General features: G+C 34.9%; 27 protein-coding genes. 8 read left to right on the top strand and 19 right to left on the bottom strand.

What is annotated here, in order from left to right; genetic code table 11:
• Positions 1-11: 11 nt before the first annotated feature.
• On the bottom strand, positions 12-545 hold the full coding sequence (locus CDZ92_RS00550) for a hypothetical protein (RefSeq protein ID WP_096152912.1): 534 nt from the start codon (positions 543-545) through the stop codon (positions 12-14).
• A gap of 165 nt (positions 546-710) precedes the next feature.
• Between CDZ92_RS00550 and CDZ92_RS00545 the strand changes: the two genes are divergently transcribed.
• Positions 711-1,151, top strand: a complete 441-nt coding sequence (locus tag CDZ92_RS00545) for a YtoQ family protein (protein ID WP_096152911.1) — start codon at positions 711-713, stop codon at positions 1,149-1,151.
• Positions 1,152-1,489: 338 nt separating this feature from the next.
• On the opposite strand, the gene CDZ92_RS00540 is transcribed toward CDZ92_RS00545, so the two are convergent.
• Positions 1,490-2,026 (bottom strand): DUF84 family protein, encoded by a 537-nt coding sequence (locus CDZ92_RS00540; RefSeq protein WP_096152910.1) that lies wholly within the window; start codon positions 2,024-2,026, stop codon positions 1,490-1,492.
• Positions 2,027-2,093: 67 nt separating this feature from the next.
• Positions 2,094-3,164 (bottom strand): M42 family metallopeptidase, encoded by a 1,071-nt coding sequence (locus tag CDZ92_RS00535; protein WP_096152909.1) that lies wholly within the window; start codon positions 3,162-3,164, stop codon positions 2,094-2,096.
• Positions 3,165-3,392: 228 nt separating this feature from the next.
• Here CDZ92_RS00535 and CDZ92_RS00530 point away from each other — a divergent pair, with 228 nt between their 5' ends.
• Positions 3,393-3,710 (top strand): PepSY domain-containing protein, encoded by a 318-nt coding sequence (locus CDZ92_RS00530; protein WP_096152908.1) that lies wholly within the window; start codon positions 3,393-3,395, stop codon positions 3,708-3,710.
• Positions 3,711-3,753: 43 nt separating this feature from the next.
• Here CDZ92_RS00530 and CDZ92_RS00525 read toward each other — a convergent pair whose 3' ends face one another.
• On the bottom strand, positions 3,754-4,602 hold the full coding sequence (locus tag CDZ92_RS00525; RefSeq protein ID WP_096152907.1) for a YtnP family quorum-quenching lactonase: 849 nt from the start codon (positions 4,600-4,602) through the stop codon (positions 3,754-3,756).
• A 232-nt stretch (positions 4,603-4,834) separates the two neighbouring features.
• Positions 4,835-5,473, bottom strand: coding sequence for a tRNA (guanosine(46)-N7)-methyltransferase TrmB (gene trmB, locus CDZ92_RS00520; protein WP_096152906.1), 639 nt, complete (start codon positions 5,471-5,473; stop codon positions 4,835-4,837).
• A 395-nt stretch (positions 5,474-5,868) separates the two neighbouring features.
• On the opposite strand from trmB, the gene CDZ92_RS00515 reads away from it, so the two are divergent.
• Positions 5,869-6,147, top strand: coding sequence for a YtzH-like family protein (locus CDZ92_RS00515; RefSeq protein ID WP_096152905.1), 279 nt, complete (start codon positions 5,869-5,871; stop codon positions 6,145-6,147).
• Here the strand turns inward: CDZ92_RS00515 and CDZ92_RS00510 are convergent.
• From CDZ92_RS00510 to thpR, 6 genes are all read right to left on the bottom strand, one after another.
• A complete protein-coding gene (locus CDZ92_RS00510; protein WP_176483676.1) occupies positions 6,144-6,950 on the bottom strand; it encodes a phosphotransferase in 807 nt (268 codons plus the stop codon). The genes CDZ92_RS00515 and CDZ92_RS00510 overlap by 4 nt on opposite strands.
• Positions 6,951-7,169: 219 nt before the next feature.
• On the bottom strand, positions 7,170-9,317 hold the full coding sequence (gene pulA / locus CDZ92_RS00505; protein WP_096152903.1) for a type I pullulanase: 2,148 nt from the start codon (positions 9,315-9,317) through the stop codon (positions 7,170-7,172).
• Positions 9,318-9,345: 28 nt separating this feature from the next.
• The gene (locus CDZ92_RS00500; RefSeq protein ID WP_096152902.1) at positions 9,346-10,290 is read right to left on the bottom strand and encodes an NERD domain-containing protein; all 945 of its coding nucleotides are present in this window, start codon (positions 10,288-10,290) and stop codon (positions 9,346-9,348) included.
• Between the two features lie 14 nt (positions 10,291-10,304).
• Positions 10,305-10,991, bottom strand: coding sequence for an LrgB family protein (locus tag CDZ92_RS00495; RefSeq protein ID WP_227521437.1), 687 nt, complete (start codon positions 10,989-10,991; stop codon positions 10,305-10,307).
• The gene (locus CDZ92_RS00490; protein ID WP_096152901.1) at positions 10,975-11,376 is read right to left on the bottom strand and encodes a CidA/LrgA family protein; all 402 of its coding nucleotides are present in this window, start codon (positions 11,374-11,376) and stop codon (positions 10,975-10,977) included. Before CDZ92_RS00490 ends, CDZ92_RS00495 begins: the two co-directional genes overlap by 17 nt.
• Positions 11,377-11,389: 13 nt before the next feature.
• Positions 11,390-11,950 carry an RNA 2',3'-cyclic phosphodiesterase gene (thpR, locus tag CDZ92_RS00485; RefSeq protein ID WP_157842676.1) on the bottom strand — a complete coding sequence of 187 codons (561 nt, stop codon included), beginning with the start codon at positions 11,948-11,950 and terminating at the stop codon, positions 11,390-11,392.
• Between the two features lie 207 nt (positions 11,951-12,157).
• Here thpR and cysK point away from each other — a divergent pair, with 207 nt between their 5' ends.
• On the top strand, positions 12,158-13,093 hold the full coding sequence (gene cysK / locus CDZ92_RS00480) for a cysteine synthase A (RefSeq protein WP_096156861.1): 936 nt from the start codon (positions 12,158-12,160) through the stop codon (positions 13,091-13,093).
• Positions 13,094-13,500: 407 nt separating this feature from the next.
• Here cysK and CDZ92_RS00475 read toward each other — a convergent pair whose 3' ends face one another.
• From CDZ92_RS00475 to CDZ92_RS00460, 4 genes are all read right to left on the bottom strand, one after another.
• A complete protein-coding gene (locus CDZ92_RS00475) occupies positions 13,501-14,670 on the bottom strand; it encodes an MFS transporter (RefSeq protein WP_227521436.1) in 1,170 nt (389 codons plus the stop codon).
• A gap of 97 nt (positions 14,671-14,767) precedes the next feature.
• Positions 14,768-16,180: a dipeptidase PepV gene (pepV, locus tag CDZ92_RS00470; protein WP_096152898.1), complete on the bottom strand. Its 1,413-nt coding sequence runs from the start codon at positions 16,178-16,180 to the stop codon at positions 14,768-14,770.
• Positions 16,181-16,190: 10 nt separating this feature from the next.
• Positions 16,191-17,306 carry an ABC transporter permease gene (locus CDZ92_RS00465; RefSeq protein WP_096152897.1) on the bottom strand — a complete coding sequence of 372 codons (1,116 nt, stop codon included), beginning with the start codon at positions 17,304-17,306 and terminating at the stop codon, positions 16,191-16,193.
• Positions 17,303-18,022, bottom strand: coding sequence for an ABC transporter ATP-binding protein (locus CDZ92_RS00460; protein ID WP_096152896.1), 720 nt, complete (start codon positions 18,020-18,022; stop codon positions 17,303-17,305). Before CDZ92_RS00460 ends, CDZ92_RS00465 begins: the two co-directional genes overlap by 4 nt.
• A 277-nt stretch (positions 18,023-18,299) precedes the next feature.
• Here CDZ92_RS00460 and CDZ92_RS00455 point away from each other — a divergent pair, with 277 nt between their 5' ends.
• Entirely contained in the window at positions 18,300-18,521 is a 222-nt protein-coding gene (locus CDZ92_RS00455) for a DeoR family transcriptional regulator (RefSeq protein WP_096152895.1), read from the top strand.
• Positions 18,522-19,005: 484 nt separating this feature from the next.
• Positions 19,006-19,599, top strand: a complete 594-nt coding sequence (locus CDZ92_RS00450) for a biotin transporter BioY (RefSeq protein WP_096152894.1) — start codon at positions 19,006-19,008, stop codon at positions 19,597-19,599.
• 45 nt (positions 19,600-19,644) lie between these two features.
• On the opposite strand, the gene CDZ92_RS00445 is transcribed toward CDZ92_RS00450, so the two are convergent.
• Entirely contained in the window at positions 19,645-20,361 is a 717-nt protein-coding gene (locus CDZ92_RS00445; protein ID WP_406564875.1) for a pseudouridine synthase, read from the bottom strand.
• Positions 20,362-20,482: 121 nt separating this feature from the next.
• On the opposite strand from CDZ92_RS00445, the gene CDZ92_RS00440 reads away from it, so the two are divergent.
• On the top strand, positions 20,483-20,734 hold the full coding sequence (locus CDZ92_RS00440) for a DUF3450 domain-containing protein (protein ID WP_255249760.1): 252 nt from the start codon (positions 20,483-20,485) through the stop codon (positions 20,732-20,734).
• Between the two features lie 31 nt (positions 20,735-20,765).
• Here the strand turns inward: CDZ92_RS00440 and CDZ92_RS00435 are convergent, their stop codons facing one another.
• Positions 20,766-22,388 carry a putative polysaccharide biosynthesis protein gene (locus CDZ92_RS00435; RefSeq protein ID WP_096152893.1) on the bottom strand — a complete coding sequence of 541 codons (1,623 nt, stop codon included), beginning with the start codon at positions 22,386-22,388 and terminating at the stop codon, positions 20,766-20,768.
• Between the two features lie 80 nt (positions 22,389-22,468).
• Positions 22,469-22,846: a hypothetical protein gene (locus CDZ92_RS00430; RefSeq protein ID WP_096152892.1), complete on the bottom strand. Its 378-nt coding sequence runs from the start codon at positions 22,844-22,846 to the stop codon at positions 22,469-22,471.
• Positions 22,847-22,986: 140 nt separating this feature from the next.
• Between CDZ92_RS00430 and CDZ92_RS00425 the strand changes: the two genes are divergently transcribed.
• A complete protein-coding gene (locus CDZ92_RS00425; protein ID WP_096156858.1) occupies positions 22,987-24,267 on the top strand; it encodes an NAD(P)/FAD-dependent oxidoreductase in 1,281 nt (426 codons plus the stop codon).
• Between the two features lie 213 nt (positions 24,268-24,480).
• Here CDZ92_RS00425 and CDZ92_RS00420 read toward each other — a convergent pair whose 3' ends face one another.
• Complete coding sequence (locus tag CDZ92_RS00420; protein ID WP_096152891.1) at positions 24,481-24,660, bottom strand: sporulation protein Cse60; 180 nt, start codon at positions 24,658-24,660, stop codon at positions 24,481-24,483.
• Between the last annotated feature and the right edge of the window lie 184 nt (positions 24,661-24,844).

Genomic DNA, 24,844 nt, shown 5'->3' with positions numbered 1-24,844 from the left:
AAAATGGATCCTTATTGTTTAATGTTAACCGAATTAATAATATCTATCATATCTTGAACGCTTTGTTTCATATTTGCAGCAGATGTGATGGTAGTCATCTTCATTCCGCCGATACCAACTATTACTTCGTAAGTCTGTTCACTAGGCCCATTGTCTACTATAAAGAATATAAAGTGTTCCTCATTGTTTAATTGTTTATTAACAATAGGATCTTCATAAAAACCTAGTGTTGTTTCATATACAACAACAGATGAAACAGATTCTAAAGGATTAACAAATAAAATGTATGTTTGATCATTATTTTCAATGACAATATTGTTATTTACTTCACTTTCAATGGTAAATGCAGATGGTAGATAATAAGAGATGTTTTCTGTTTCTGTATTAGCTTCTTTCGTTTCTTCAGCTAATGAAGACTCAACAATTTGAATAGAAGCATCAACCGCTTCTTGTTCAGTTATACTACAACCAGCTAAAGAGATTATTATTAATGAAAATAATGATAAATATAATATTTTATGTATGAAGCTATTCTTATTCAACAATACTTCCACTCCTTAGTACATTTCTACTATCTTTCTTTAATACTATCATAACTATCAATGTATAGTGTGACAACATATTTTAAAAATTTACTTAATTCTTTTTCTTATGTTAAAATTTGATAGTTGAATACTTTTTATTCAGAATCTAAGGAGGCGTGTGAGCAGATGAACTTAACCGTATACTTAGCAGGAGAAATTCATACAAATTGGCGTGAGGAATTAAAAGAAAAAACGAAGGCATTAAACTTTGATATCCGATTCGTTGGTCCTATGACAGACCACGATAAATCGGATAATATTGGGGAAATGATCTTAGGAGAGCAACCAAACCCAGTTGCAAAAGATGAGGCCGCATCTAAAATTAACAATGTAAGAACACAAATACTTATGCAAAAATCAGATTTAGTCATTGCTTTGTTCGGTGAAAAATATAAACAGTGGAACACTGCTATGGATGCTAGTACTGCTATAACGATGAATAAACCACTTATCTTAATAAGGCCAGAAAATTTACACCATCCATTAAAAGAACTTTCTAACAAAGCAAATGTTACAGTAGAAACTGTTGATCAAGCATTAAAGGTTTTACATTATATCTTTGAATAAGAAAAAATAAAACAGAGCTTGGGATAAAACTAATTCTCATTCTTAAATAAAATACTAATGTAACTTACCTTTTAAATACCGCAGATGATTGGAGCGCAAGCCTTCGCTTTCCGCGGGCGGTAAAAAGGTAGGTTATTTTCACTGTCGTGAAAAAACCTACTCCTCTGCGCAAGCGCCTGTGGGGTCTCACTTAACACGCTTTCCCGCAGGAGTCTTCGGCTTGCACTCCAATCATCTGCTGGAAAGTTAAGAATGTAAAATTCCATTTTGAAAAATTTAAAAAATCCGAAAAACCCTCGATTTATTAGGGTTAATGTTCGGATTTTACTTATATTAATTTAGTTTTGGCTCAGCCTCGTTTTATTAAATTGCCATTGTCCAATCAACAATTTACATACATGTTCAAACATTTCAATTCGGTTTATTGCTCCATTAGTAAAAATACCAACTGCACCTTCTTTTTTACTAATATCATTTCGATTGCAAAAATCATTCATAATTTGCCCAAGTTCTCTTCCACCTTTAAGCTCCGCTTGAAAATGGTCAGGCAATGGTATTCTTGCTCCACTCGCCAAAAATACGTTTCCTTCCTTATCTACTAACGCACCCCAATTACAAACAATTAACTGTTCATTTACTATATCAATACCACCTTCAAGTCCAATCGCAAAAACAGTCTCATCTTCAGTTGAGCAGTTAAACGCTCTATTTTTAGCGCCTTGTAACGTTTCCGAATCCGTCATAGGCTGAGCTGAAACTCCAGACTCGACTTCTTTTCCAATCACCGTAAGATGTAAACCAAGGGCCTTTATTGCATTTTCAACAGCTTTTATTTTTGCCGGATTCCTCGAACCGATAACCACCTTATCTTCCACAATACCTCAGACTCCTTAAATTAAATAGAGAAAAGCGATGAGAGAAATATCCCATCGCTTGTAAAAATCATCTCACTTTTATTGCATCAACTGTTGCTCTGTCAGCAGATTTCACTAGTTTCACAATTAGTTCTTTTGCTGCAGCGTAATCATCTACATGTACGATAGAAGCATGTGTATGAATATAACGAGAACAAATTCCAACTACCGCAGAAGGAACACCTTCATTAGAAGTATGAACTCTTCCTGCATCTGTTCCGCCTTGCGAAATAAAATATTGGTATGGGATTTTATTAGTTTCAGCTGTATCCAAAATAAAATCTCTCATTCCAACATGTGTAATCATGGAACGGTCGTAAATTCTTAAAAGCGCTCCTTTACCTAAGTGGCCAAACTCATTTTTGTCACCAGTCATATCATTCGCTGGTGATGCATCTAGTGCGAAGAAAATGTCAGGCTTAATCATATTTGCAGCTGTTTGCGCACCACGTAATCCTACCTCTTCTTGCACTGTTGCACCAGAATATAAAACGTTTGGTAATTTTTCGTTTTGTAATTCTTTTAACAGCTCAATAGATAGTCCGCATCCGTAGCGATTGTCCCATGCTTTTGCTAATACTTTCTTTTCGTTTGCCATTGGTGTAAATGGACAGATTGGAACAATTTGTTGTCCAGGTTTTACACCTAAGCGAAGTGCATCTTCTTTATCGTCAGCACCAATATCAATTAGCATGTTTTTCATATCCATTGGCTTACTACGTTTTGCTTCATCTAAAAGATGTGGAGGAATGGAGCCGATCACACCGATAATAGGACCGTTATCAGTAATAATTTGTACACGTTGTGCTAATAGTACTTGGCTCCACCAGCCACCTAATGTTTGAAAGCGTAACATACCATTTTCTGTAATGGATGATACCATAAAACCAACTTCGTCCATGTGACCTGCTACCATTACAGTTGGACCAGTTTCGTCTCCTCTTTTTACCCCGAAAATACTTCCTAATTTGTCTTGAACAATTTCATCTGAATACTTTTCTAATTCTGAACGCATGAATTTGCGTACTTGATGCTCAAATCCAGGTGCTCCTGGTAGCTCTGTTAATGTTTGAAAAAGTGCTTTTGTTTCGTTATTCATTATGTACTCCCCTTTGTAAGTATGTAGTGAATTTTATTTCGTTTAGGTTATCGAAATATTTTTACTACTATTGTACCGAACTTTCAAACTTCTTTCCAGTTTTCCCGTTACTTTTATTGTTTTAGATTGTATACTTATAAATAACATTAACTTTTGCATACACTAATGAATATGGTATGAGAAGAACGTTAGGCATAATAACTATATAAAAATTAGGAGGTTTCCCTAATGAAATGTAGAACTTTTCTCCTTGGAGTAAGCGTTGGGGCTGCTGCTGCATTGTTAATAAATGAAGCAACGAAAGGTCAGCCCATTAAGCCCGAGAAAGCATTAAAAGTCGCAAAAGATGCATTTAAGCAAAAAGGTCCAGTAGACGGGTCCTGGATTCATATGCTACCAGAAGACTATTACGTAAATGAAATTCCTTATAAAGTATATAAAGGTGGAATTTCAAGAAGAAATAATGGCACATTGGAACAATATGAATTTGTAGTAAATTTAAAAGACGGTAACTTGCTTGATGTTAAACAACTAACAACTGTTTAATCTTTACTAAGACTGACCTATCTACAAGGAAGGACAGTCTTTTTTATATTTGTCTATTCACTTTATCTGTTATCTCATACGCATCATTCCATTTTATAGCTCGATATTGTGCATCATGATAAAAAGTGAACCAAACGTTTTGCTGTTGGCCAAATGGTATCCATTTTTCTTTTGCAAAAATAGAAGTCATCGGATAGTCATCATACGCTAATACCCACAGTGATTGTTGGTGTGCATGTGTTGGCATTAAATCACCCATATGAAGTACACGTTCGTCCCCATTCTGAATGTAAATAACGGAATGACCATCACTATGTCCACCTGTATGAATTATCTTTACTCCCTCTACTACTTCTAGTTCATTTGTGAAAGTTTGTACTTGGTCTACAATAGCTTCCCAGTTCATATTCCAATATGTATTTTTAGAGCGTATATTCGGATCTCTCATTTCCTGCCACTCAGTCTCAGAAGTAATAATTGTGGCATTAGGAAAGACAGATACAAACTCTTTACGTGCATCATCCCACATTGTTAAGCCACAGGCATGGTCAAAGTGCATATGAGTCATTAGGATGATGTCTATATTACTTGGAGTAAGTCCAAGTTGTTCCAGTTGCTCTTCTACTCTTGACTCTTCAGTTACACCAAAATTACGCTTCATCTTGTCATTGAGTTTTCCGTTTCCAATTCCAGATTCAATGAGAATATTTTTATCACCAGTTTGCAGTAAAATTGGATCAGTTCTTAGTTCTATCTGGTTCTTTTCATTTACTTTATACTTTTTTGACCATAACGGTTTTGGTACGACACCAAACATTGCTCCCCCATCAAGGTTCGTCACACCACCGTTTAGCCAAGTTAACTTCCAGTTACCTAATGTTAACGTTTCCATTGTTGTCATCCCCCTTCAATAAATATTTTAACATAAAGCTTGGTGAAGCTAATAAGATTACATTGTCCTAAAAATTGAAGTTGAACTTCATACCCGCTTATGAAGTTCATCTGGCACTAAAATTTTGTTGGTATTGAACTTCATACGGCCTATGAAGAAAGAGGCCCACAAGAACTAAAAAATGTTCTTACAGGCCTCTTTCATTTAATTCACTTGGTTTTGTCCCAGTTTCTTATTTATATTTTACTTCGCATCTGTAAATTGGTTGTCCTAGCTCTGAAAACTTTTGCTCATATTCAGTCATTACATTACCTTCATAATCACTATTATGAAGATCTAGACTAACATATTTTAGTTGTAAACCATACTCATTAAAACTAATCAATGAGTATTCAAATAAACCTCTGTTATCTGTCTTAAAATGAATTTCTCCTTTGTCCACTAACACTTTTTTATATAGGTCAAGAAAATCACTATGTGTTAGTCTTCTTTTTTCATGTCGCTTTTTCGGCCAAGGATCTGAAAAGTTCAAGTAAACTTGTCCTACTTCACTAGAAGCAAATATTTCAGGTAGATTAACTGCATCAACATTCAGTAGCTTTACGTTTGGTAATTTTGAATCAATTACCTTTTGTAAGGCAACTACAATTACACTTTCATACAATTCAATACCAATGTAATTAATGTTAGGATTTGCTGCTGCCATTCCAGTAACAAAATTCCCTTTACCAGTGCCTACTTCAATATGGATAGGGTTATTATTACCAAAAACTTCATGCCATTTCCCTTTATGTTCCTCCGGACTTTGGATAATAATATGTGGGTTACCCTCAATTAAATCTTTAGCCCACGGCTTATTTCTAATTCTCACTGTATTCACCTCTAGTTGATTTGATTTATTATAATGGATTTATTATCAATGTAATGCAATAAAAAGTTGTTGTTCCCTGTAGGTGCGAGACTCCTCGAAAATGCATACGCATTTTCTTCGTGCGAAGCATCTCTCAAGTAGCTTCCTTGTCTTGCGGGAGAGTGTGTCAAGGGAGACCCCACAGGCGCTTGCGCTGAGGAGGCTCCCGAGACCACCCGCGGAAAGCGAGCACCTACAGGGAACAACAACAATTTGTAACCAATATATATCTTTATTGTTATGCTAAGAAAACCCGTAAAAAAATCCATCTTTTAAGACCGATTGAATTTCCGTGTATAAGAAACAAAAAAAAACACACGATAATGTTAGAACGGTATGTTAAAGGAGTGTTTATAATGCCATTAAATCACCAAGACCAAATGCATTTACTAAAAGACATATTAGCAGATCACCAAATAGATTGTTGCGCATCTGTTGCCGAATACGAGCAACTAGAACGTGTCATAAAATCACTAATGGTCAATACGGAAGTGGACCAAAATGTGAAACACGTTCTAATGGATATATATTCCTATAGTCAAACGGGACGAGGCATCAAAGACGTGACTAATCATGTTACGTCTCACCAAGGGGACTTAACCAATTGGATTAATAGCATCGACCAATTTTCTTAAATGTTAGTGGGCAGTAAACTTTCAAGGTAAGTTAACCAGTAATTTAATTCTTTTTCCACACCACTTTTGTAATACCATTGAATGGAGTAAATGGATTGTGCAATAACATACCAGTGCATTCGTTGACGTAAATGGCTTGTTAATTCAATACCATACGTGCTTAGCCAACTCTCCCATTCCGATTCTTCCAAATACCAATATAGTACCATGCAAAGATCAATAGCTGGGTCAGCAATCATTGCGCCATCCCAATCAATTAAAAATAATTCATTTTGTTCGGACAATAACCAATTATTATGATTTAAATCACAATGACAAACGACTCTATCTTGAAATGATACGTTTGTCATTTCTTCTGTTAAGAAATGTAAAGCTTGTTGAATGACTTGAAGTTTCGCTAGTTGAGGATCCATACAATGTATGATGTCTTCTACAATTACAGAAGGCTCTAAAGGTTCCTTGCCTAAGCGAGTGAGCATGTCCAAAAGTTCTTTGGAATGATGAATTTTATGCAAGAGCTTAGCGACACCTTCCATTTTCATGTCGTGAGCTTTAAGTTCTCTAGCACTAATCCAATGCTGCGCAGTAATAACATCTCCGCTTTCTAATCTTTTCGTCCATACGAGCTTTGGAACGATTCCTTCTGCAGACAATACAGCTAAAAATGGAGAAGAATTTCTTTTTAAGAAAAGCTTCTTATCATTATTTTCTGCAAAATATGCCTCTCCAGTTAAACCACCTGCAGGACTAATTTTCCATTCATCACCTAATAAATGCTCCAACCAATTCACCTTCAATTTCAACACAACTTTTCATAAGAATTTGTATCAAGCATTCATTACACTATTGTACGAATACTTTCCTAATACGAGTCTATTTCTAAAAATTTATCTTTAATTTTCATAAAATTTAATGGTATATTCACTTCAAACAAAAAAGACAGCTATTGGACAATTTACACAATAGCTATCTTAATAAATTTTATCGTCATTTCCCATTTAAATCAAGTACTTGATGAAAGTTTAATGTTGAATTAACACGGTTGTACTTACAGGAAGAACTTCTATGCTATTTTCAAGCGTTTTTAATGTGGTTGTTCCTGCCTTTTCTCCCAACACGCACGCATTCCATTTCCCACCTGGCAATTTCACCATGTCCTTTTGTATAGCATTATTATATATTACTAAAATATTTTTACTGTTTCCGTATTGTTGTACATCTTTCAACGTGTAGGCGAACAATGAACCTTTTTCCATTACAACAGAAAAATGTTTTCTTATTTTGGAAGCGTTGGAAAATCGAAAGGCACTATGGGACTTACGTAAAGCTATTAAGCCTTGTACATACGATACTTGTTCTAGGTACTTATCTCTTCTTTCCCAATCAAGTGCATTAATCGTATCAGGGGATTTATAACTATTCTCATGGCCGTTTTTTGTTCGGAAAAATTCTTGACCCGCATGGATAAAGGGAACTCCTTGTGATAAAAATACAATTGCTGTTGCTAGTAAGTGACGCTTAATTCTTAAGTTTTCTTCTTCATGTGCATTACAAATGTTCATTTTATCCCATAAAGTATGGTTATCATGTGATTCAACATAGTTGATCGATTGAGTTGGCTCGACAAACAAACCTTTATTTTCATTGTTTAAACAAATACTGCCTATGACAGATTCTTTTAAAATTTGTGTTTTGTGTGTATTTCCTAATGCAAACCCTCTATCAAATAAATTAAATGTGCTTCCCTTTATTCCATCACGAAAGCGATCGTTAAAAAAGCTAATCCCCTGCATCTGCTGTGCATTGCTAATCATCGCCTTTTGTTCAGCCCTTATAGGAGTATTTAATTCCCATCCTTCTCCTAACAAGATGCAACCGCTTTTCACTTCATCTACTGCATTACGAATGTCATTCATCGTATCTATGTCTAAAATTCCCATTAGGTCAAAACGAAAGCCATCCACGTCAAATTCTTTTATCCAATACAGGATAGAATCCAAGATGAACTTTCTTACCATTTTTCTCTCTGAGGCAATATCATTTCCAACCCCAGTACCATTAGACGGCATCCCATGTTCATCATGTCGAAAATAGTATCCTGGAACAATTTTTTCAAAAGAAGATTCTTCTCTTATAAATACATGGTTATAGACCACATCTACTATCACTCTAATGTTTTTCTTATGAAAAGTGTCCACAAGTTGTTTCAGCTCTTTTATTCTTGAAAGTGGATTCGTCACACTTGTCGCATAACTACCTTGTGGTACGTTGAATAACAGTGGGTTATACCCCCAATTGTATTGCTTATCAGGGTGTAATTCATCGACTCCTCCGAATGTATTGATAGGTAGTAATTCCACATGGGTTATTCCTAGTTCTTCTAGATAGTTCAAACCAGTTATATGATTCGAAGATGTCTTGGTGCCTTCTTCAAGAAAAGCTAAATACTTCCCTTTTTGCTTCAACCCACTTTCTGCGTGGATGGAAAAATCCCTCACATGTAACTCGTATATAATCGCGTCTGTTATGCTTTTAAAAGGTGGAAGGGGATGAATGGCCATCCTTGTTTTTTCTGGGTTGATGATGATACCTGCTTCAACATTTGCGCTTACTGCTATTGAATACGGGTCTACTGCTTCACGCCAGACTAAATTTACACAAACTAAAAATGTATAGGTAAAATACTCTAAGTCCCCGTTTACAGTTAACCTCCATACACCTTTCTCTTCTCGTAACAGACTATATAAATTTTCATTTCCATTCAGCTCGATAATTTTTACTTTTACAGCACTTGCACTTGGAGCCCATATTGTAAAAGTAGTATCTGTTTTACTGTACGTGACTCCTAAATCATTACAATCATAATAAAACAATTCATCCCATTGTTCTGTTCGGATGACTGCACCAATTTGTAAGTCTGTTTTTCTACTATGTTCGTCCGTTATCCAATATTCAACACCGATTTGTAGTGGTTCTTCTAGCTGGCAAATGTACTTTATTTTATCTGGCAGATCAATTTTTTCGCCGATTCGCAATGACTTTGGGGGTAATGAGTTAGTTTCTAATGTGAAACTATTACTTAGACCACTATATTCACTTTTGGGCAATAATACTGTAATACTGTCTAATTTATCTATAAAGGCTTCGAATTCTCGCTTAACAGTAATCACCTATTCATTACACCCCCATACCCTTATATTATTTCCACTCAGGACGTTCTACATAACTTGATTGACATTGTTCTAGTAAAGTAGCTGCTGCTTTTAATTGACTATGTTTAATTGGCAATGAAAATCCCCTCATCTGTTGAAACCAGGAATCGTAATTTCTTTTATCGTAAATTTCGATATCAGATTGTTTATCTGGAAAATCAATGTACGAATTTTCACTTAAAATTAATTTATGAATAGGAAAGGTAACATCACTTGCTATAAGAATGTTCTTAACAATATTCCCCATTCTATTCAAGCTGATAGCTGGATTGACGATTTTCTTTTCTGATTCTCCATCTCGCAATTGCCAAAATCGATCATTCTTCCCAATTAACACACTTTCGTCTTTTACATCCGTCATATTAATACATTTGATTTCACCTGGAGTGACCAAAATGATTTCTAACTGAACAGGAGCTTGTTTTACTAAAAAAATAGGATTATACATAACTAAAAATGTATCAGGAAATCGTTGTAGCAAGTATTTTAACCTTTTATCTTTTTTATATCTTACATCTAAGAAAGACTTATCTCTTATAGTGGAGCTTGCCCATTTTAATTGATACGGGTATAGCCCATCAAGGAAGTATTGTTTTTCGCCCTCTTTTGATAAGTTCAATGAATTTGCCTTCTTAAAATATTCATGCAAATCATCCTCTTCACCATTTCTCTCGTAGGTTTTTACATTAAACTCTTCCTCTTCATTTTGTTTCTTTCTTTTAAAACCATTCTTCAAGAAATCTAGGAGTTTATTATTACTATCTTCTTCTTCCATCAGAGAAAAGGGGAGTTCATCTTCTTCTATTACATTTTTTCGGTCTTGGAAATTTTCCCACTGTTGCTTTTTAAAACGTATATATTGATTGGAATATCGATAAATATCTTGTTCATATCTTGAAATATAATCTTGTAACTTAATTAATTGAGCCACACCGCCAACTCCATCTATAAGAAATATAATATTGCAAATGGTAAGATAATAGAATATATGATTGCTGAGATTGTCATACTTATAGAACTCACCGCTGCTTCTTTTTTGCCAAATTCCAAAGCACGAGCGGTCCCAATTCCATGCGAGGCAGCCCCAAGACCTACTCCAATCCCAATATAATGATAGATTTTTAACGTCTTAAATAAAAATGGCCCTAACATCGCTCCTCCTACACCAGCTATCATAACAAAAGCAGCAGCTAAACTTGGGCTTCCACCAATAATATGAGCTATGTCCATGGCTACAGGTGTAGTAACTGATTTCGGAATGGATGAGATGGCTATTTTCGTATCTACAGGTATTATTTTTGCAAAAAGAAACGCAGATACAATACCAGTAACTATTCCAGAAGTGATTGAAAATGTTAATGGCCCTTTATACTCCATAATCATCTTCCGCTGATGATAAAGGGGAAAGGCTAACGCTACAACAGCTGGTCCTAACAGTTCATGCAACCACTTCGTTCCTTCTCTATACTCAGAATAAGATATATTCCATAAAAGTAAAAACAAAATGATTATCACACTACTTGTTAAAACAGGGACAAAAAAGGCATACTTAAACCTTTCATAAAAGAAACGCATAGAAATAAAGATAATTACAGTTAATAAGATAAAACTAACACTAACTAACATTGTCATACGCGTTCCTCTCTAAAGCTTGTTGCTTTCGTTCCATTCTAACAGCTGCTTTTTGTCCGACAGTTCCTGACACAGCCATAATTAGTAATGTGCTTACCAATACAGCAAGAGGCATTAACATACTTTTACCACCAAATAGAGAAAAGTACTCCATGATTCCTACAGTTGCTGGAATAAATAATAAGGGCATGTAGAGTAATAAAAAAGATGCACCTTCTTGAAGGAAAAAATCCTTTATAATACCAAAGGATAGTAATAAAAATAGCAAAAGCATGCCAATGATACTCCCAGGTATTGGGAGGTTGAATAAACTTTTAATAATTGTACCTAATTGATATAAACCGTATAAAAGAATTACTTGTAATGATATTATTATTATTTTCAATGATCTTAGACTCCTACTCAAGTTGTAGATGATATGTTTCAACCACTTCATACTTTGGCAACGAATGTAGATTCGTTTTATATAAAACGAACTTATCGCAAATAAATGTATCTTTTCTTTGATTATAAACATTCAATCTTTCTTCTTCGAATGATTTGCTTTTCCATTTTCTTGCTAGTGTAACATGTGGGTGAAACGGTCTTGTTTCTAACTCATAGCCAACTCGCCCGCAGCTAGTGAATACTTGATCTCTTAAATCGCTTAACTTTTCGTTTTTTTCTACTCCACACCAAAATATTCTCGGGCTTTGTTTATTTCCGAAAGTTCCTAAAGATTGTAATGTTATGGTAAATGGTTCTTTCTGTCTTTTCTTGTTGTTTAGTTCTTCATGTAGCTTTTTTAGCATTTCTTCATTCGTTTTGCCTAAAAAAGCTAACGTAATATGCAAATCTTGAGGATGCACCCAACGTTCAAATGGAATTTCTTTTTTTAGCTCGTTCATATATATAGATAATGACTTTTTAAGTTCGTCTGGTAATGCTACAGCTACAAAATAATGAAGTGATAAGCTCATTCCTATCATCCTTTTCCCTATGTTACTTTTAATTCAACTTGTTACGTCTTATTTTACTATTTATTGAACTCTTTATGAATGTTTGAGCTAGAAATATTTGCTTATTCTCCTACTTTCCCTATTTCTTTTCTTACAAATAAAGATACATTTTATGATAAAATACGTTTAAACTATAGTAAGTGGTTAAGAACGAAAGGTCGTGAGCGAATGAAAGTATATAACAATATGGCAGAATTAATCGGCAATACTCCACTGGTTAAATTACAGCGCATTGTTCCTAAAGGAGCTGCTTCTGTTTATTTAAAATTAGAATTCCAAAATCCTAGTGGTAGCGTTAAAGATAGAGCAGCCTATAATATGATAATCGAAGCTGAAAAAGCGGGATTAATTAAGCCTGGTGCAACAATCATTGAACCAACAAGTGGTAACACTGGAATAGGCATAGCTATGAATGCAGCTGCAAGAGGATATAAAGCTATTTTAATTATGCCTGATACGATGAGCCAAGAGCGTATCAATTTACTAAAAGCATATGGAGCTGAAGTTGTTTTAACTCCTGGTGACGAAAAGATGCCAGGTGCGATCAATAAAGCACATGAACTTGTTAAAAAAATCCCAAATAGCTTTATGCCGATGCAATTTGAAAATGAAGCTAATTCGGATGCTCACAGAAAGTCTACCGCTCTAGAAATTATCGAATCGATGTTGCAAATTGGTAAGCCGTTATCTGCATTTGTTGCTACTGCTGGTACTGGTGGAACAATAACTGGAACTGGTGAAGTGTTAAAAGAGCATTACGAAGGTTTGACTGTACATGTTGTTGAGCCAGCTGGATCCCCAGTTTTATCTGGTGGTAAACCTGGTAAGCATAAGCTTGTTGGAACTAGCCCTGGGTTTGTGCCCGATATTTTAAATACTGATGTATATGATGAAATTTTTAAAATTGAAGATGAAGATGCGTATGAAATTACAAGAAAATTAGCTTCTCAAGAAGGAATCTTAGTTGGTCCATCGAGTGGTGCAGCATGTTATTCTGCAATCGAAGTAGCAAAACGCTTAACAGAAGATGATGTAGTCGTTTGTATCGCTTGCGACACTGGAGAACGATATTTGTCTACAGATTTGTTTCAGTTTGAAAAATAAAAATAAGGAAGGTACCAGCAGAGGTGTTAATGATGCTGGTACTTTTTGTTTGTTTAATGGCTCTTTTTAGTTTAGTTTGTTATTTTACCTTTTTATGGGTACATTTGAGATGCTCTAACTATACTTTTTAAGGTATTATCGTTGCTTTTTCCTTTTCTATCTATACGTTCCTATTCTATGGATACTTTTTGCAAGTCTATGGGTACTTTTGTAATGCTCTATCTATACTTTTTACGGTACTATCGGTACTTTTTGCTTTCCTATCTACACTTTCCTATTCTATGGGTACTTTTTGCAAGTCTATGGGTACTTTTGTAATGCTCTATCTATACTTTTTAAGTTTCTATCGGTACTTTTTGCTTTCCTATCTATATTTCTATTTTATTGGTGCTTATAAGAGTGAGTCTTTATAATTTACCGTTGTCTACTCGATAAATGATGAACAAAATAACAATCCCAAAAGCTGTTAGCACACTAAAACATAAATACAGCATACTTACAGAATAATATTCCACTACAAATCCACCAAAAAATGTACAAAACCAACTACCAAGACCGTTCCCAATAGCTGTATACATTGACACAGCTGTTGCCCTTACATTCGCAGGAGCAATTTCACGCACAAATTGCATCGCGGCTGGAATAAACAGCCCAACGGAAAAGCCTTGGGCAATTGTACTTACAAAAACAACTGCTAAAGGCGGTTCAAAAAAGTACAACAACCAACGTACAGAAGAAACGAATGCTGCAGCAATCATTATTCGAGTCAAGCCAATACGCTGAATCCACCCTCCCGCCACTTTCATAAATGGAGCTTCACTACCTGCTGCGAGTAAAAAGGCAATCCCTATGCCTGTAACCGTTCCACCTATGTCAGTAATAAATAAACCAAAGTAAAAATTGTTTGCAAATACTGGGCCAAAAATTAAAAAGGTTGTCACTAAAAACAATAAGTACTTAGGCATCTTTAATAATGTGGAAAGTCCATCTCTTACGTTTACTCTGATCGGTTGACTTTCACTCGGTAAGTAAAGTGTCACTACAGCACTTAAAAGAAGCGCAACAGAAAAAGTATAAAAGATTACTTTTAATGTAAAGAAGTCAGAAAGCCACCCTGCCACGAGTACAGCAATTGCAAAACCTATCGCTCCCCACAAACGAATCGCACCGTAATTCTCTTTTTCTTTTTGAACATAATTAAGCGCAATACTATCCGATATTGGTACTAGCGCACTTTGTGTGACCGCTAAGAAAAAGGCAATGATGATAATTCCAACATAGTTATCTATAAAAGAAAAAACAATACTAGATACACTAGTAGCAATCAACGTATAAATTAAAATTTGCTTTGGTTTTTGCGTATAATCACTTAAAATTCCCCATAATGGTTGAATCAAAATCATCACAACAGGACTGATGGACATAACCATTCCAATTTGTGATCCTGATAAACCAACAGTATCTTTTAAGTACACGGTTAATAACGGAAATAGCGCTCCAAAACTAAAGAACACTAGTAAATAAAATAATTGAAAGTTTGATTTCGTCGAATATTTTGCTTTTACTGCCACTTGCACAAAAAAGCCCTTCTTTCTTAATGAAGTTCTTTTCATAGAAAAGGTTGCTTTGTCAGCAACCTTCTCATTTTACCACACTATTTTTTTCCGAATATTTTTATTTTGCTAACTCATAAATAGCTTGTGCATAAATAGCTGTTGCTTTTAGTAAGTCTTCTACATAAATATGTTCGTCTTTTTGGTGAGCAACGTCGGCACGACCTGGAAAAAGTGGCCCAAAGGCAACACCTGCTTCTAATGACCTTGCGTACGTTCCTCCACCTATAGATAAAAGCTCAGCTTTCTCACCAGTTTGTTCTTCATACACTTTTTGTAATGTTTGAATTAACGGATGGTCTTGTGGTACATGATGTGCTTTTGAAACGGCATACTTCGTAACTTCCATTCCATAATTTGCAGTTGCTTCCACTAATTTTTGTTTCACCTCATCTGTATCACATGTAACAGGGAAACGAATGTTCACTCCAAGCTTTCCACCGTTGTCGGCTGTATAAGAAAAGATTCCCGTATTTACTGTTAAATCGCCAGTAATATCATCTTGGAAATCAATGCTTAATTTTTCCCCACGAGAATCAAATGCTAATTTATCAGCAACAAATTGAACATAGTTCTTCCCATTGCAGTCAAGCTCTTGTTCCGATAAAAACGTAGCTAAATGGTACCCAGCATTTACACCGTTGTTCGGCTCCATTGCATGTGCAGAAACACCTTTTAAGTTGAACGTAATGGCATTCCCTTCTTTTGTATATTCGCCATCTAGCTCATTCTTTTCTAAATATGAATTAAAAGCAGCTGAGAAGTCTGATAAGTCTCCACTTACTTGCACTGTTGCTGTTGCCAAATCTGGTACCATATTTAATCTTCTACCAGAAGAAAAACTTAAAAGAATAGTTTCTTCACTACTTTCCATTTTTTCTGGATGAAAGGATAATTGAATATCTCCAATCCCTTTTTCCGCGTAGATAATTGGAAAGTCAGCATCCGGAGCAAAGCCAAGAGTTGGCATCGCTTCATGTTTGAAATAGTGATCCACACATTTCCAACTACTTTCTTCATCTGTCCCAATAATAACTCGAACTCTTTTAGAGAGTGGAAGGCCTAACTCCTTCACTATTTTCATTGCATAATAAGCTGCCATTGTTGGACCTTTATCATCCATCGCACCGCGCGCGAATATCTTGCCTTCGCGTATTTCAGCACTATACGGAGCGCTTGTCCAACCATCTCCCTCTGGTACTACGTCCACATGACAAAGCACCCCAACAATATCTTCACCTTGTCCATGTTCAATGTGTCCTGCATAATGGTCTACATTTTTGACAATAAAGCCATCTTGCTCGCCTTTTTTTAATAAAAACTGAAGCGCATCATCTATTCCTTGTCCAAAAGGAGCTGTTGCACTTGCCGATTCTTCATCTAACACACTTTTTATTTGTAAAAAACGTTGCGTTTCTTTCAGTAATTCCTCTTTACGTTTTAATGTTTCTTCCATCCAATTAATAGTTGTCATCTTGTCACCTCTAAGAAAAATGAATAATTGTAGATATGGCTAATATAAAGCCGACCAATCCACATGCCCCATAATAAAAGCTTTGTGTTGCTTTCTCTCGGGATGTTTCGTCTAGTAATCTTTTTCTAAAAACACTTAAGAAAGGATGTGTAACAAATTCCTCATATACTGTATTTAACCATTCTTTTATGAAAAAGAAAAACCCGAAGAACAACCCATACTTAAACCATAGTGGCAAGAAAGCCATAGCAAACACGGTTAGACTAATAAGTTGTAAAAATGTAAAGACATAACGATAATTTCGTATAAAGTATTTCAAGAACATCTCATTAATAATGTTTTGTTCTGTTCTTTCATGAAAAATCCCCTTAGATTTATAAAAAATGATTTTTTTATTCCCTTGTTGTGGTTTTGAATAAGGTACATACTCAGACATTTGAAACATCATCCGAACATACTTCATTCGTTCTTCCTCATTTTCTGTTACGTCCACCGCAAAACTATTTGATTTATAGTAGTAGTAAACTAAATAAAGGAATATCCCTAAAAGTATTATAGAAAAATATACTTCTTTGTAGAAAAGGATAAATAATAAATATAAAAGAATGTAAATAGCCACTATAGCGATTTTATAATTCCAGCCAGTAAACATTCTTTTCCATAATTTCTTCATTAACAATGCACTATAGCTTAATAATAGAATTACGAGGTAGAAAGAAAGATTTTGATAGGTAAAAGTTAACCCAGTCGTAAAAAAGAGATAGATGGTAACAACAAATATAGTTAATATTGTGTTAAAAGTGAACGAAACTATGATACTGTATTTTTTAATTATTTCTATAAACTGTTTATTATGTAGCAAAAAATATTCATCCGCTTCTTCCACATACACTCTTATTCGGCCAGACCAACATAAATGGTAGATAAATAATAAAGAAACAGCTAGAGGAATTTGTTCAATAAATATTGTTGCTTCACTTCTTAATCCGTCTAAAAGTGCAAACATTAGCAAAATAAACAAAAATCCGTATATGACGGTCGTCCAATCTAGTATTGTATTGATGTTATTCCTTTGGTACTCCACGTTTTTATAAAATCTTTTATAAAATAATTGTTTTGCTATCAACTTCTCTCCACCTCTTTACTCGACAGTTTATAAAAACAGTCTAATAAAGATGCACCTTCAAGATTGCACTGAGTTTGAATATCCAATAATGCTCCTTTAGCTTTTATTCTACCGTCTGATAATAGAACGAAAGAGTCGCATATTCTTTCAGCAGTATCTAAAACATGCGTGGATAATAAAATTCCTGCTCCCCTTCTTTTCTCATATTCTAAGAGATTTAATAGCTTTTTTGTTGCATTCGGATCTAAACCGATAAACGGCTCATCGATTACATATAAATCTACTTCTTTCATGAAAGCTAACGAAATCATTGCCTTTTGCTGCATTCCTTTTGAAAAAGTGGATGGAGAGTCATGTAAAACATGATCTATTTCGAATAACTGTAGTAGACTTTCCGTACGTTTTCTCCAGTAGCTTTCTTCTAGATTGAGTAATGTAGCCATCAATTCGATATGCTCATATAATGTCATTTCAAAATAGAATACTGGCTTTTCAGGTAAGTAGGCAAAACTTTGACCATTAGGTAAAGAAACATTTCCTTTATAAAATGGATTCATACCTAATAATGTTTTTATCGTTGTACTTTTTCCTGAGCCATTTGGACCTAATAAACCAATCATTTCCCCTTTTTTCACTTCTAAATTTATGTCATGAATGACCAGTAAGTCATCACTATACCCTGCACATTCAATATGTAAGTCTAGTACTTTTTCCATAGAAAAGACCTCCTTCAGCCAATATTTAATACGATCACAAAGGCTAAAAGTTTCGAATCTTCACACAAAATAGTAGTCATGTAGGAATAAATAGTATAAAATAATGAATAACGATTCATCATGTCATACAATTATTTGTTAATTTTCTGTAAATTATCTTATATTCCTAGCATTTTTTCACAAATTTCGTATAGAATAATAATAACTTAATAATTTTTTCACCCTAACAGCACGAACAAACTCAGTAGTTCCAGAAAAACGGATAAGGAGTGGTTTTTTGAAGCCTTCAACAAACCGTATGCTAACCCGTATTAAAGCTATCTACATGTTTATTCAGGAGAAGGGGACAGTGTCCACACAGCAACTCGTTGATGAATTCGGTATAACACCGAGGACTATTCAGCGCGATTTAAATGTGTTAGCATATAACGACTTAGTTCGCAGCCCTGCTAAAGGGAGATGGACAACTACACAGAAAAAAGTTAGGTTAAGTTCCTAAATTACATAATTCAAATACACTTATAAATAATGAATTTTATGACAATCCTTGTTACATTTAAATATGTAACATAGGGTTGTCTTTTTTTGTAATATTTTTAGTAAAGATTAGTACCACTTGCTTAATCTTTAATATCACATAAGTTGATGATAGCACGAGGCGCGAGACTCCTCGAAAATGCATCCGCATTTTCTTAGTGCGATGTATCGCTGTCGTAGCCTTCCTTGTCCTGCGGGAGAAGTGCGTCAAGGGAGACCCCACAGGCGCTTGCGCCGAGGAGTAGTTTTTTTCACGGTAGTGAAAATAACCTTCCTTTTTACCACCTGCGGAAAGCGAGTGCCTCGTGCTATCATCAACGGTAGTATATTAATATATGTTGATTTTCAATAAAAAATTGTTTGACATAAAATTCAGTAAATATTATATTATTTATGTTAACTAAATTACACAACAAGTTTACAAAGGGTCGAAGGGAGAAACAATCATGAGTAAAGAACAACTAAAATTAAGAACAATGATTATCGTTGCATTGTTCGCAGCAATCACTGGGGTATTAGCACAATTATCAATTCCATTGCCATTCTCACCTGTACCAATTACAGGCCAAACGCTAGCAATCGGATTAGCAGCAACTATTCTCGGGGCACGTTATGGCACTTATGCTATTATTTTATATTTATTAATCGGTGCCGCAGGAGTACCTGTTTTTGCACAAATGAAAGCAGGACTTTCTATCATTGTTGGACCAACTGGAGGATATTTAGTTGCATTTATTCCAACAGCATTGTTTATTGGATGGTACTTACAAAAAACATCTTTTACATTTATTCAAGCTTTAATTGCAAATACGATCGCTATATTTATTCCATTAACAATTGGAACAGCTTGGTTAGCTTATTCTTACCAATTAAGCCTAGGTGCTGCGATGACAGCTGGTTTTACTCCGTTTTTAATCGGTGGTGTCATTAAAGCTGTGTTAGCAGCATGGATCGGAATTTTAGTACGTGAAAGATTAATATCTGCTAATCTTTTATTTACAAATAAATACGCAGAGCAACCAGTAAAAAAAGTTGCCTAAATATAAAAACAGGAGCCAGCATGTTAAAATGCTAGCTCCTTTCTATTATAAATTGCTATTTCTTAATACTTCTACTTCCTCGTCTGTTAGCTCTCTATATTCGCCTAACTCTAACGTTTCATCTAACGGTAAATCTCCCATTTGTATACGTTTTAAGTAAGTAACCTTTTTCCCAACTGATTCAAACATTCTTTTTACTTGATGGAACTTACCTTCTTTTATTACTAATTCTATTTCCGATTGATTCCCTGAAGATAAAATAGTTAAGTCTGCAGGCATTGTTAGGTATCCGTCATCTAACGTAACACCATTTTTAAAAGCTATAATATCTTCATTCGTTACTTCGCCTAGTATAACTGCATAATAAGTTTTAGGAACATGCTTTTTAGGTGACAATAACGAGTGAGAAAGTTGACCATCATTTGTTAATAGTAAAAGTCCTTCTGTATCTTTATCAAGTCTACCTACTGGAAAAGGCGAAAATAATTGATCTTTCTCTTCTAAAATATCGACAACCGTTTGTTGCGATCGGTCCTCTGTTGCAGATAATATTCCTGGAGGTTTGTTCATCATTAGATAGATAAATTCTTTATACTCAACAATCTCACCATGAACCTCTACATTTTGTGTGTCCGGTTCAACGTGTTTTTTCGCATCTTTTTCTACTTTTCCGTCAACCTTAACGACGCCACTTTTTAATAATTTCTTCACTTCTTTTCGCGTTCCATAACCACTATTGGCTAATAATTTGTCCATTCTCACTTACTTATCTCTCCTTTAATGTCCTAGTTTTTTAAAATAGGCATGTGCGGATTCCGCTCTTATCCTTATTTCATACACTATATAGAAATGTTTCATGCAAAACAAAGGAGGAATGTATGTCATGCATTATCGTCAACAAGTTGGAACTTCATTTATTCCTATCCCAGGTGCTGGTGGCATCGGAATAGGATTTCCAGGTGGACCTGGAGGAGGACCTGGTTTTCCTGGACCTGGTGGTGGCTTAGCTGACATAAACCGTCGTTTAAACAGATTAGAACGTCAGAACCAACAGTTAGAGCGCCAAGTTAATAACTTAACACGTAGAGTAACTCGTTTAGAAAGACAATTAGGTTTTGGTTCATCACCTTATTAACCTTTAATATGTAGGGAAAAAGAGGCCTCGTTTACGAGACCTCTTTTTGCTTTCTTAAAAAGCGAATTCGATCACCAAGTAAATAGTAAAGTAGTGTTGATTTGTAACTCAAATACAAGTAAACTCCTGCGCCAACTGTCGCACAAATTAGTAAGAACAAAATGGCGTACATTCTTCCTTCACTATAAGGGATAACTCCCTGAATTAGTGAACTAGTTAGTAACACTGTTAATAGCATTGCCATATTAAAGATTGCCATCAATAAAAATCTTCTTGCTACAAATGAGTAATCAAAACTAGCGTGTTTTTTAATGACCCATAAATTATAAGCACAACTTGCTGAATAACCGATCCCTGTTGCTATAATTGAACCTTCTGCATTAAACCAAAGAATGAATACATAATTCAAACTAAGCTTTAATGATAACCCAATAATTAAGCTGTAAACAGTATGTTTCTGCTTGTTAATGCCTTGTAAAATAGAAGCTGTAACTGTAAAGACAGCCAAGGGAATAGCCACTGGCGCAAACCATGAAAGTAAATAGCCACCAAGCTCTCTATAATCAAAAAATGCTGCATATGCAGGGCCACCTAAAACAGATAAGCCAACACATGCTGGTACTGTTAAGAATAAAAGAATCTGCAACGTTTTACTTATTTGCTTTTGTAATACTTGTTGGTCATCAAGTTGATATGACTTCGTTATCGCCGGTATTAAAGTTAATGCGAACGATGTTGCTAACGTTACCGGGATAATGACTAATTTTTGCCCATACGTATTTATCATGCCAAAAGCTTCTTCTGAAACTTTTGTTAAACCTATTTGAGCCATTGCATGGTTAAAAGTAAACATATCTACCAATTGATATAGTGGTAGCGCTAGTCCAACAAACACAAATGGCCCAGCGTACAATAGAAGCTCTTTATACATCGATTTAATCGATAAATTAACGGTACCTTTATCCTTTTCTAATAATGCATCCAAATACGCCCTTCTTTTTATCCAATACCACACGAGAATAGCTAAACCTGCTAAAGCTCCTACGAAGGCAGCAAATGTAGCCATTCCTACTGCCGTTTGTATATCTCCATCAAGTAAATGAAGAACAACATACGCTCCACCTAATAGAAACGCAATACGGACAATTTGTTCCACAACTTGAGATAATGCAGTTGGTCCCATCGACTCATGTCCTTGGAAAAATCCTCGTATCATACTCATAATCGGAACGAGTAATAAAGCAAAACTGACCATTCGTATGACATAAACTACATCTTCAATGGAATTAGCGGAATCTTCAACGTCTTTAATAATTAACGGTGCTAGCTGTGGCGCTAATAAGAATAACCCTAAAAAGGATATTACACCCATAGCTCCCATTATAATTAAACCAGATGAAAATAGTTTTCTACCAACCTTATACTCCTCTAAAGCATTATATTTCGCAACAAATTTAGAAACCGCTAAAGGAAGACCAAGAGTTGATATACTTAATGCTACGGAATAAAGAATATACGAGTATGTATATAATGCTCCTCCATCCTCTTTTACTAAATTGTAAAATGGAATAATGTATAATAATCCTAACGCACGAGAAAGCATTGTTCCCATCGTTAGGATAAACGTACCTCTTAAAATTTTCGATGTTGACATGTAATCCCTACTTACTCTAATAAACTTATGAACTCAACTTTTGTATTTTAACATAAAATATACTAGTTAGGATTTATTTTTCACCAGCCAGCTAGCACATTTCTCGTTAATTTTATTTTAGGTAAAATTAGGTATGAAGTGTTTTCATCTATCTCTTCTATTAATTCACTAGTTACATAAAGAATAAACTCCCCATAAGCATCTGCATCTAGTAAAAGTTCGCCAGCATGCTTTTCATGGAAAATGATAGCGAAAGGATTCGTATTATTTGCTTCTATTATTAGTACGTATGCCTTTTCTTCCCGGTCATACACCCATTTATAAGAAAACTTATGAACTGTTTTGTTTATATAGCTTTTGGATGATGGAATAGAAAGAAGTAAAATAGATTTACCATTTTCCTCTGTCCATCCTCCATCCTCTGGAATGTGTGCATCAATACTTGTATTTTCATTCATTTTTCACACCACTTTTTTTCTTTATTTCCTACAGACTAACGAAAAAAGAATGGAATGTCTAGAAATGTAGACAAGACAGTTTTGCCTATTTTGCAAGAAAGGATATAATACGAATAGAAAAGAAAATGGTTGGTGAAAAAATGAAATATGATGTAGTAATAATTGGTGGAGGTCCATCCGGCTTAATGGCTGCTATTGCAGCTGCAGAGCAAAAAGTAAAAGTGTTATTAATTGATAAAGGAAATAAACTCGGAAGAAAGCTTGCGATTTCTGGTGGAGGTAGATGCAATGTAACAAATAGACTTCCAGTAGAAGAGATTATAAAGCACATTCCAGGTAACGGCAGATTTTTATATAGTGCTTTTTCTGAATTTAGTAACGAAGATATAATTCGATTCTTTGAAGGGCTTGGAATTGAGTTAAAAGAAGAAGACCATGGTAGAATGTTTCCCGTTACAGACAAGGCTCAAAGTGTAGTCGATGCGTTAATTTCTTTATTAAAAAAATTAAAAGTAGACATTCGTACTAATACTCCAGTAAAAACGGTAGATTACAAAGACGGTATGGTGGACAGTGTTTTATTAAAAGATGGTGAACGGATTTTAACATCAGCTGTCGTTATTGCAGTTGGAGGTGCTTCTGTTCCACACACTGGTTCAACCGGGGACGGTTATGCTTGGGCTGAAAAAGCTGGTCATACAATAACAGAACTATTTCCTACCGAAGTCCCTCTAACTTCAAGTGAGCCGTTTATTAAAGCAAAAGAGCTACAAGGGCTTTCTTTGCGAGATGTGGCCTTAAGCGTTTTAAACCCTAAAGGAAAAATAGTCAAAACACATCAAATGGATATGATATTCACACATTTTGGGATATCAGGTCCCGCTGTTTTAAGGTGTAGTCAATATGTAGTGAAAACGATGAAAAAATTCAATGTTAATAAAGTCACAGTAAGTTTAGATGTATTACCATACCAAAATGAAGAAAACGTTTTTCAAGAAGTGAACAAACGTTTAAAAGAAGATGCTAAAAAAGCCGTGAAAAATAGTTTAAAAGGGCTTGTGCCAGAAAGATATTTACTGTTTTTATTAGAACAAAGCGAGATTGATGCCCAGGCTCTTGGTTCAACTGTTTCTCAAGAAAAAATGAGAGAGTTCTCTAAGGCATGTAAACAGTTTCAATTCTTTGTAAATGGAACTCTTCCATTAGAAAAAGCGTTCGTTACAGGTGGTGGTGTTTCTGTCAAAGAAATTCATCCTAAAGAAATGTCTTCTAAATTAACCGAAGGGCTATATTTCTGTGGTGAGATATTGGATATCCACGGTTATACAGGTGGATACAATATAACGTCTGCATTAGTTACAGGTAGACTTGCAGGCTTGAACGCCGGTAAAAAGGCGGCCAGCCTACGAAGTTACTACTGATACAAATAGTAAAACCATACCTAGGCCAACACCGTAGTAGCTCATTTCAACAAAAAAGTGATTGTCTTGAATATTTTCTATTTTTTTCATAGTAATAGTCTCCTTTATTTTTTATTTATATGTTAGACGAGTTTACCTATTGAATGTTACAAGCTTATATATGTTAAATAACCAAAATAAGAGCGTGATAAACATTTAATTTTCTAAATGTTATCACGCTCTATATATGACCATTGCGGAAAAGCAATATATTTGATCGTTTTCTTCCCCTATACAACTAATTTGATATTTTATGTCTACTAGATCTCTATCTGCAATGCCACGTAAAAAATAATTCACTTTCTCTTCTAAGTCTTTTTCATGTTCTTCATCAAATACTTTTATTTGAATCATTACTTACGCACCTCGCTTTACTACTATATATAACGAATTTTTTTCATTTTATACATGCATTTGGACGAATAGATGCGCTTGTCGAAAGATTTTTCAAATAAATTCCTTTAATCACCGCTGTTGATTTCCGTGCAAGACTACGCTTTCCGCGGGCGGTAAAAAGGTAGGTTATTTTCACTGTCGT

The organism is Bacillus sp. FJAT-45066, from assembly GCF_002335755.1.
Classification (GTDB): Bacteria; Bacillota; Bacilli; order Bacillales; family Bacillaceae_I; genus Bacillus_CD; species Bacillus_CD alkalisoli.
The sequence above is the reverse complement of the archived record's forward strand: the minus strand, read 5'-3'. Positions and strand labels throughout refer to the sequence as shown.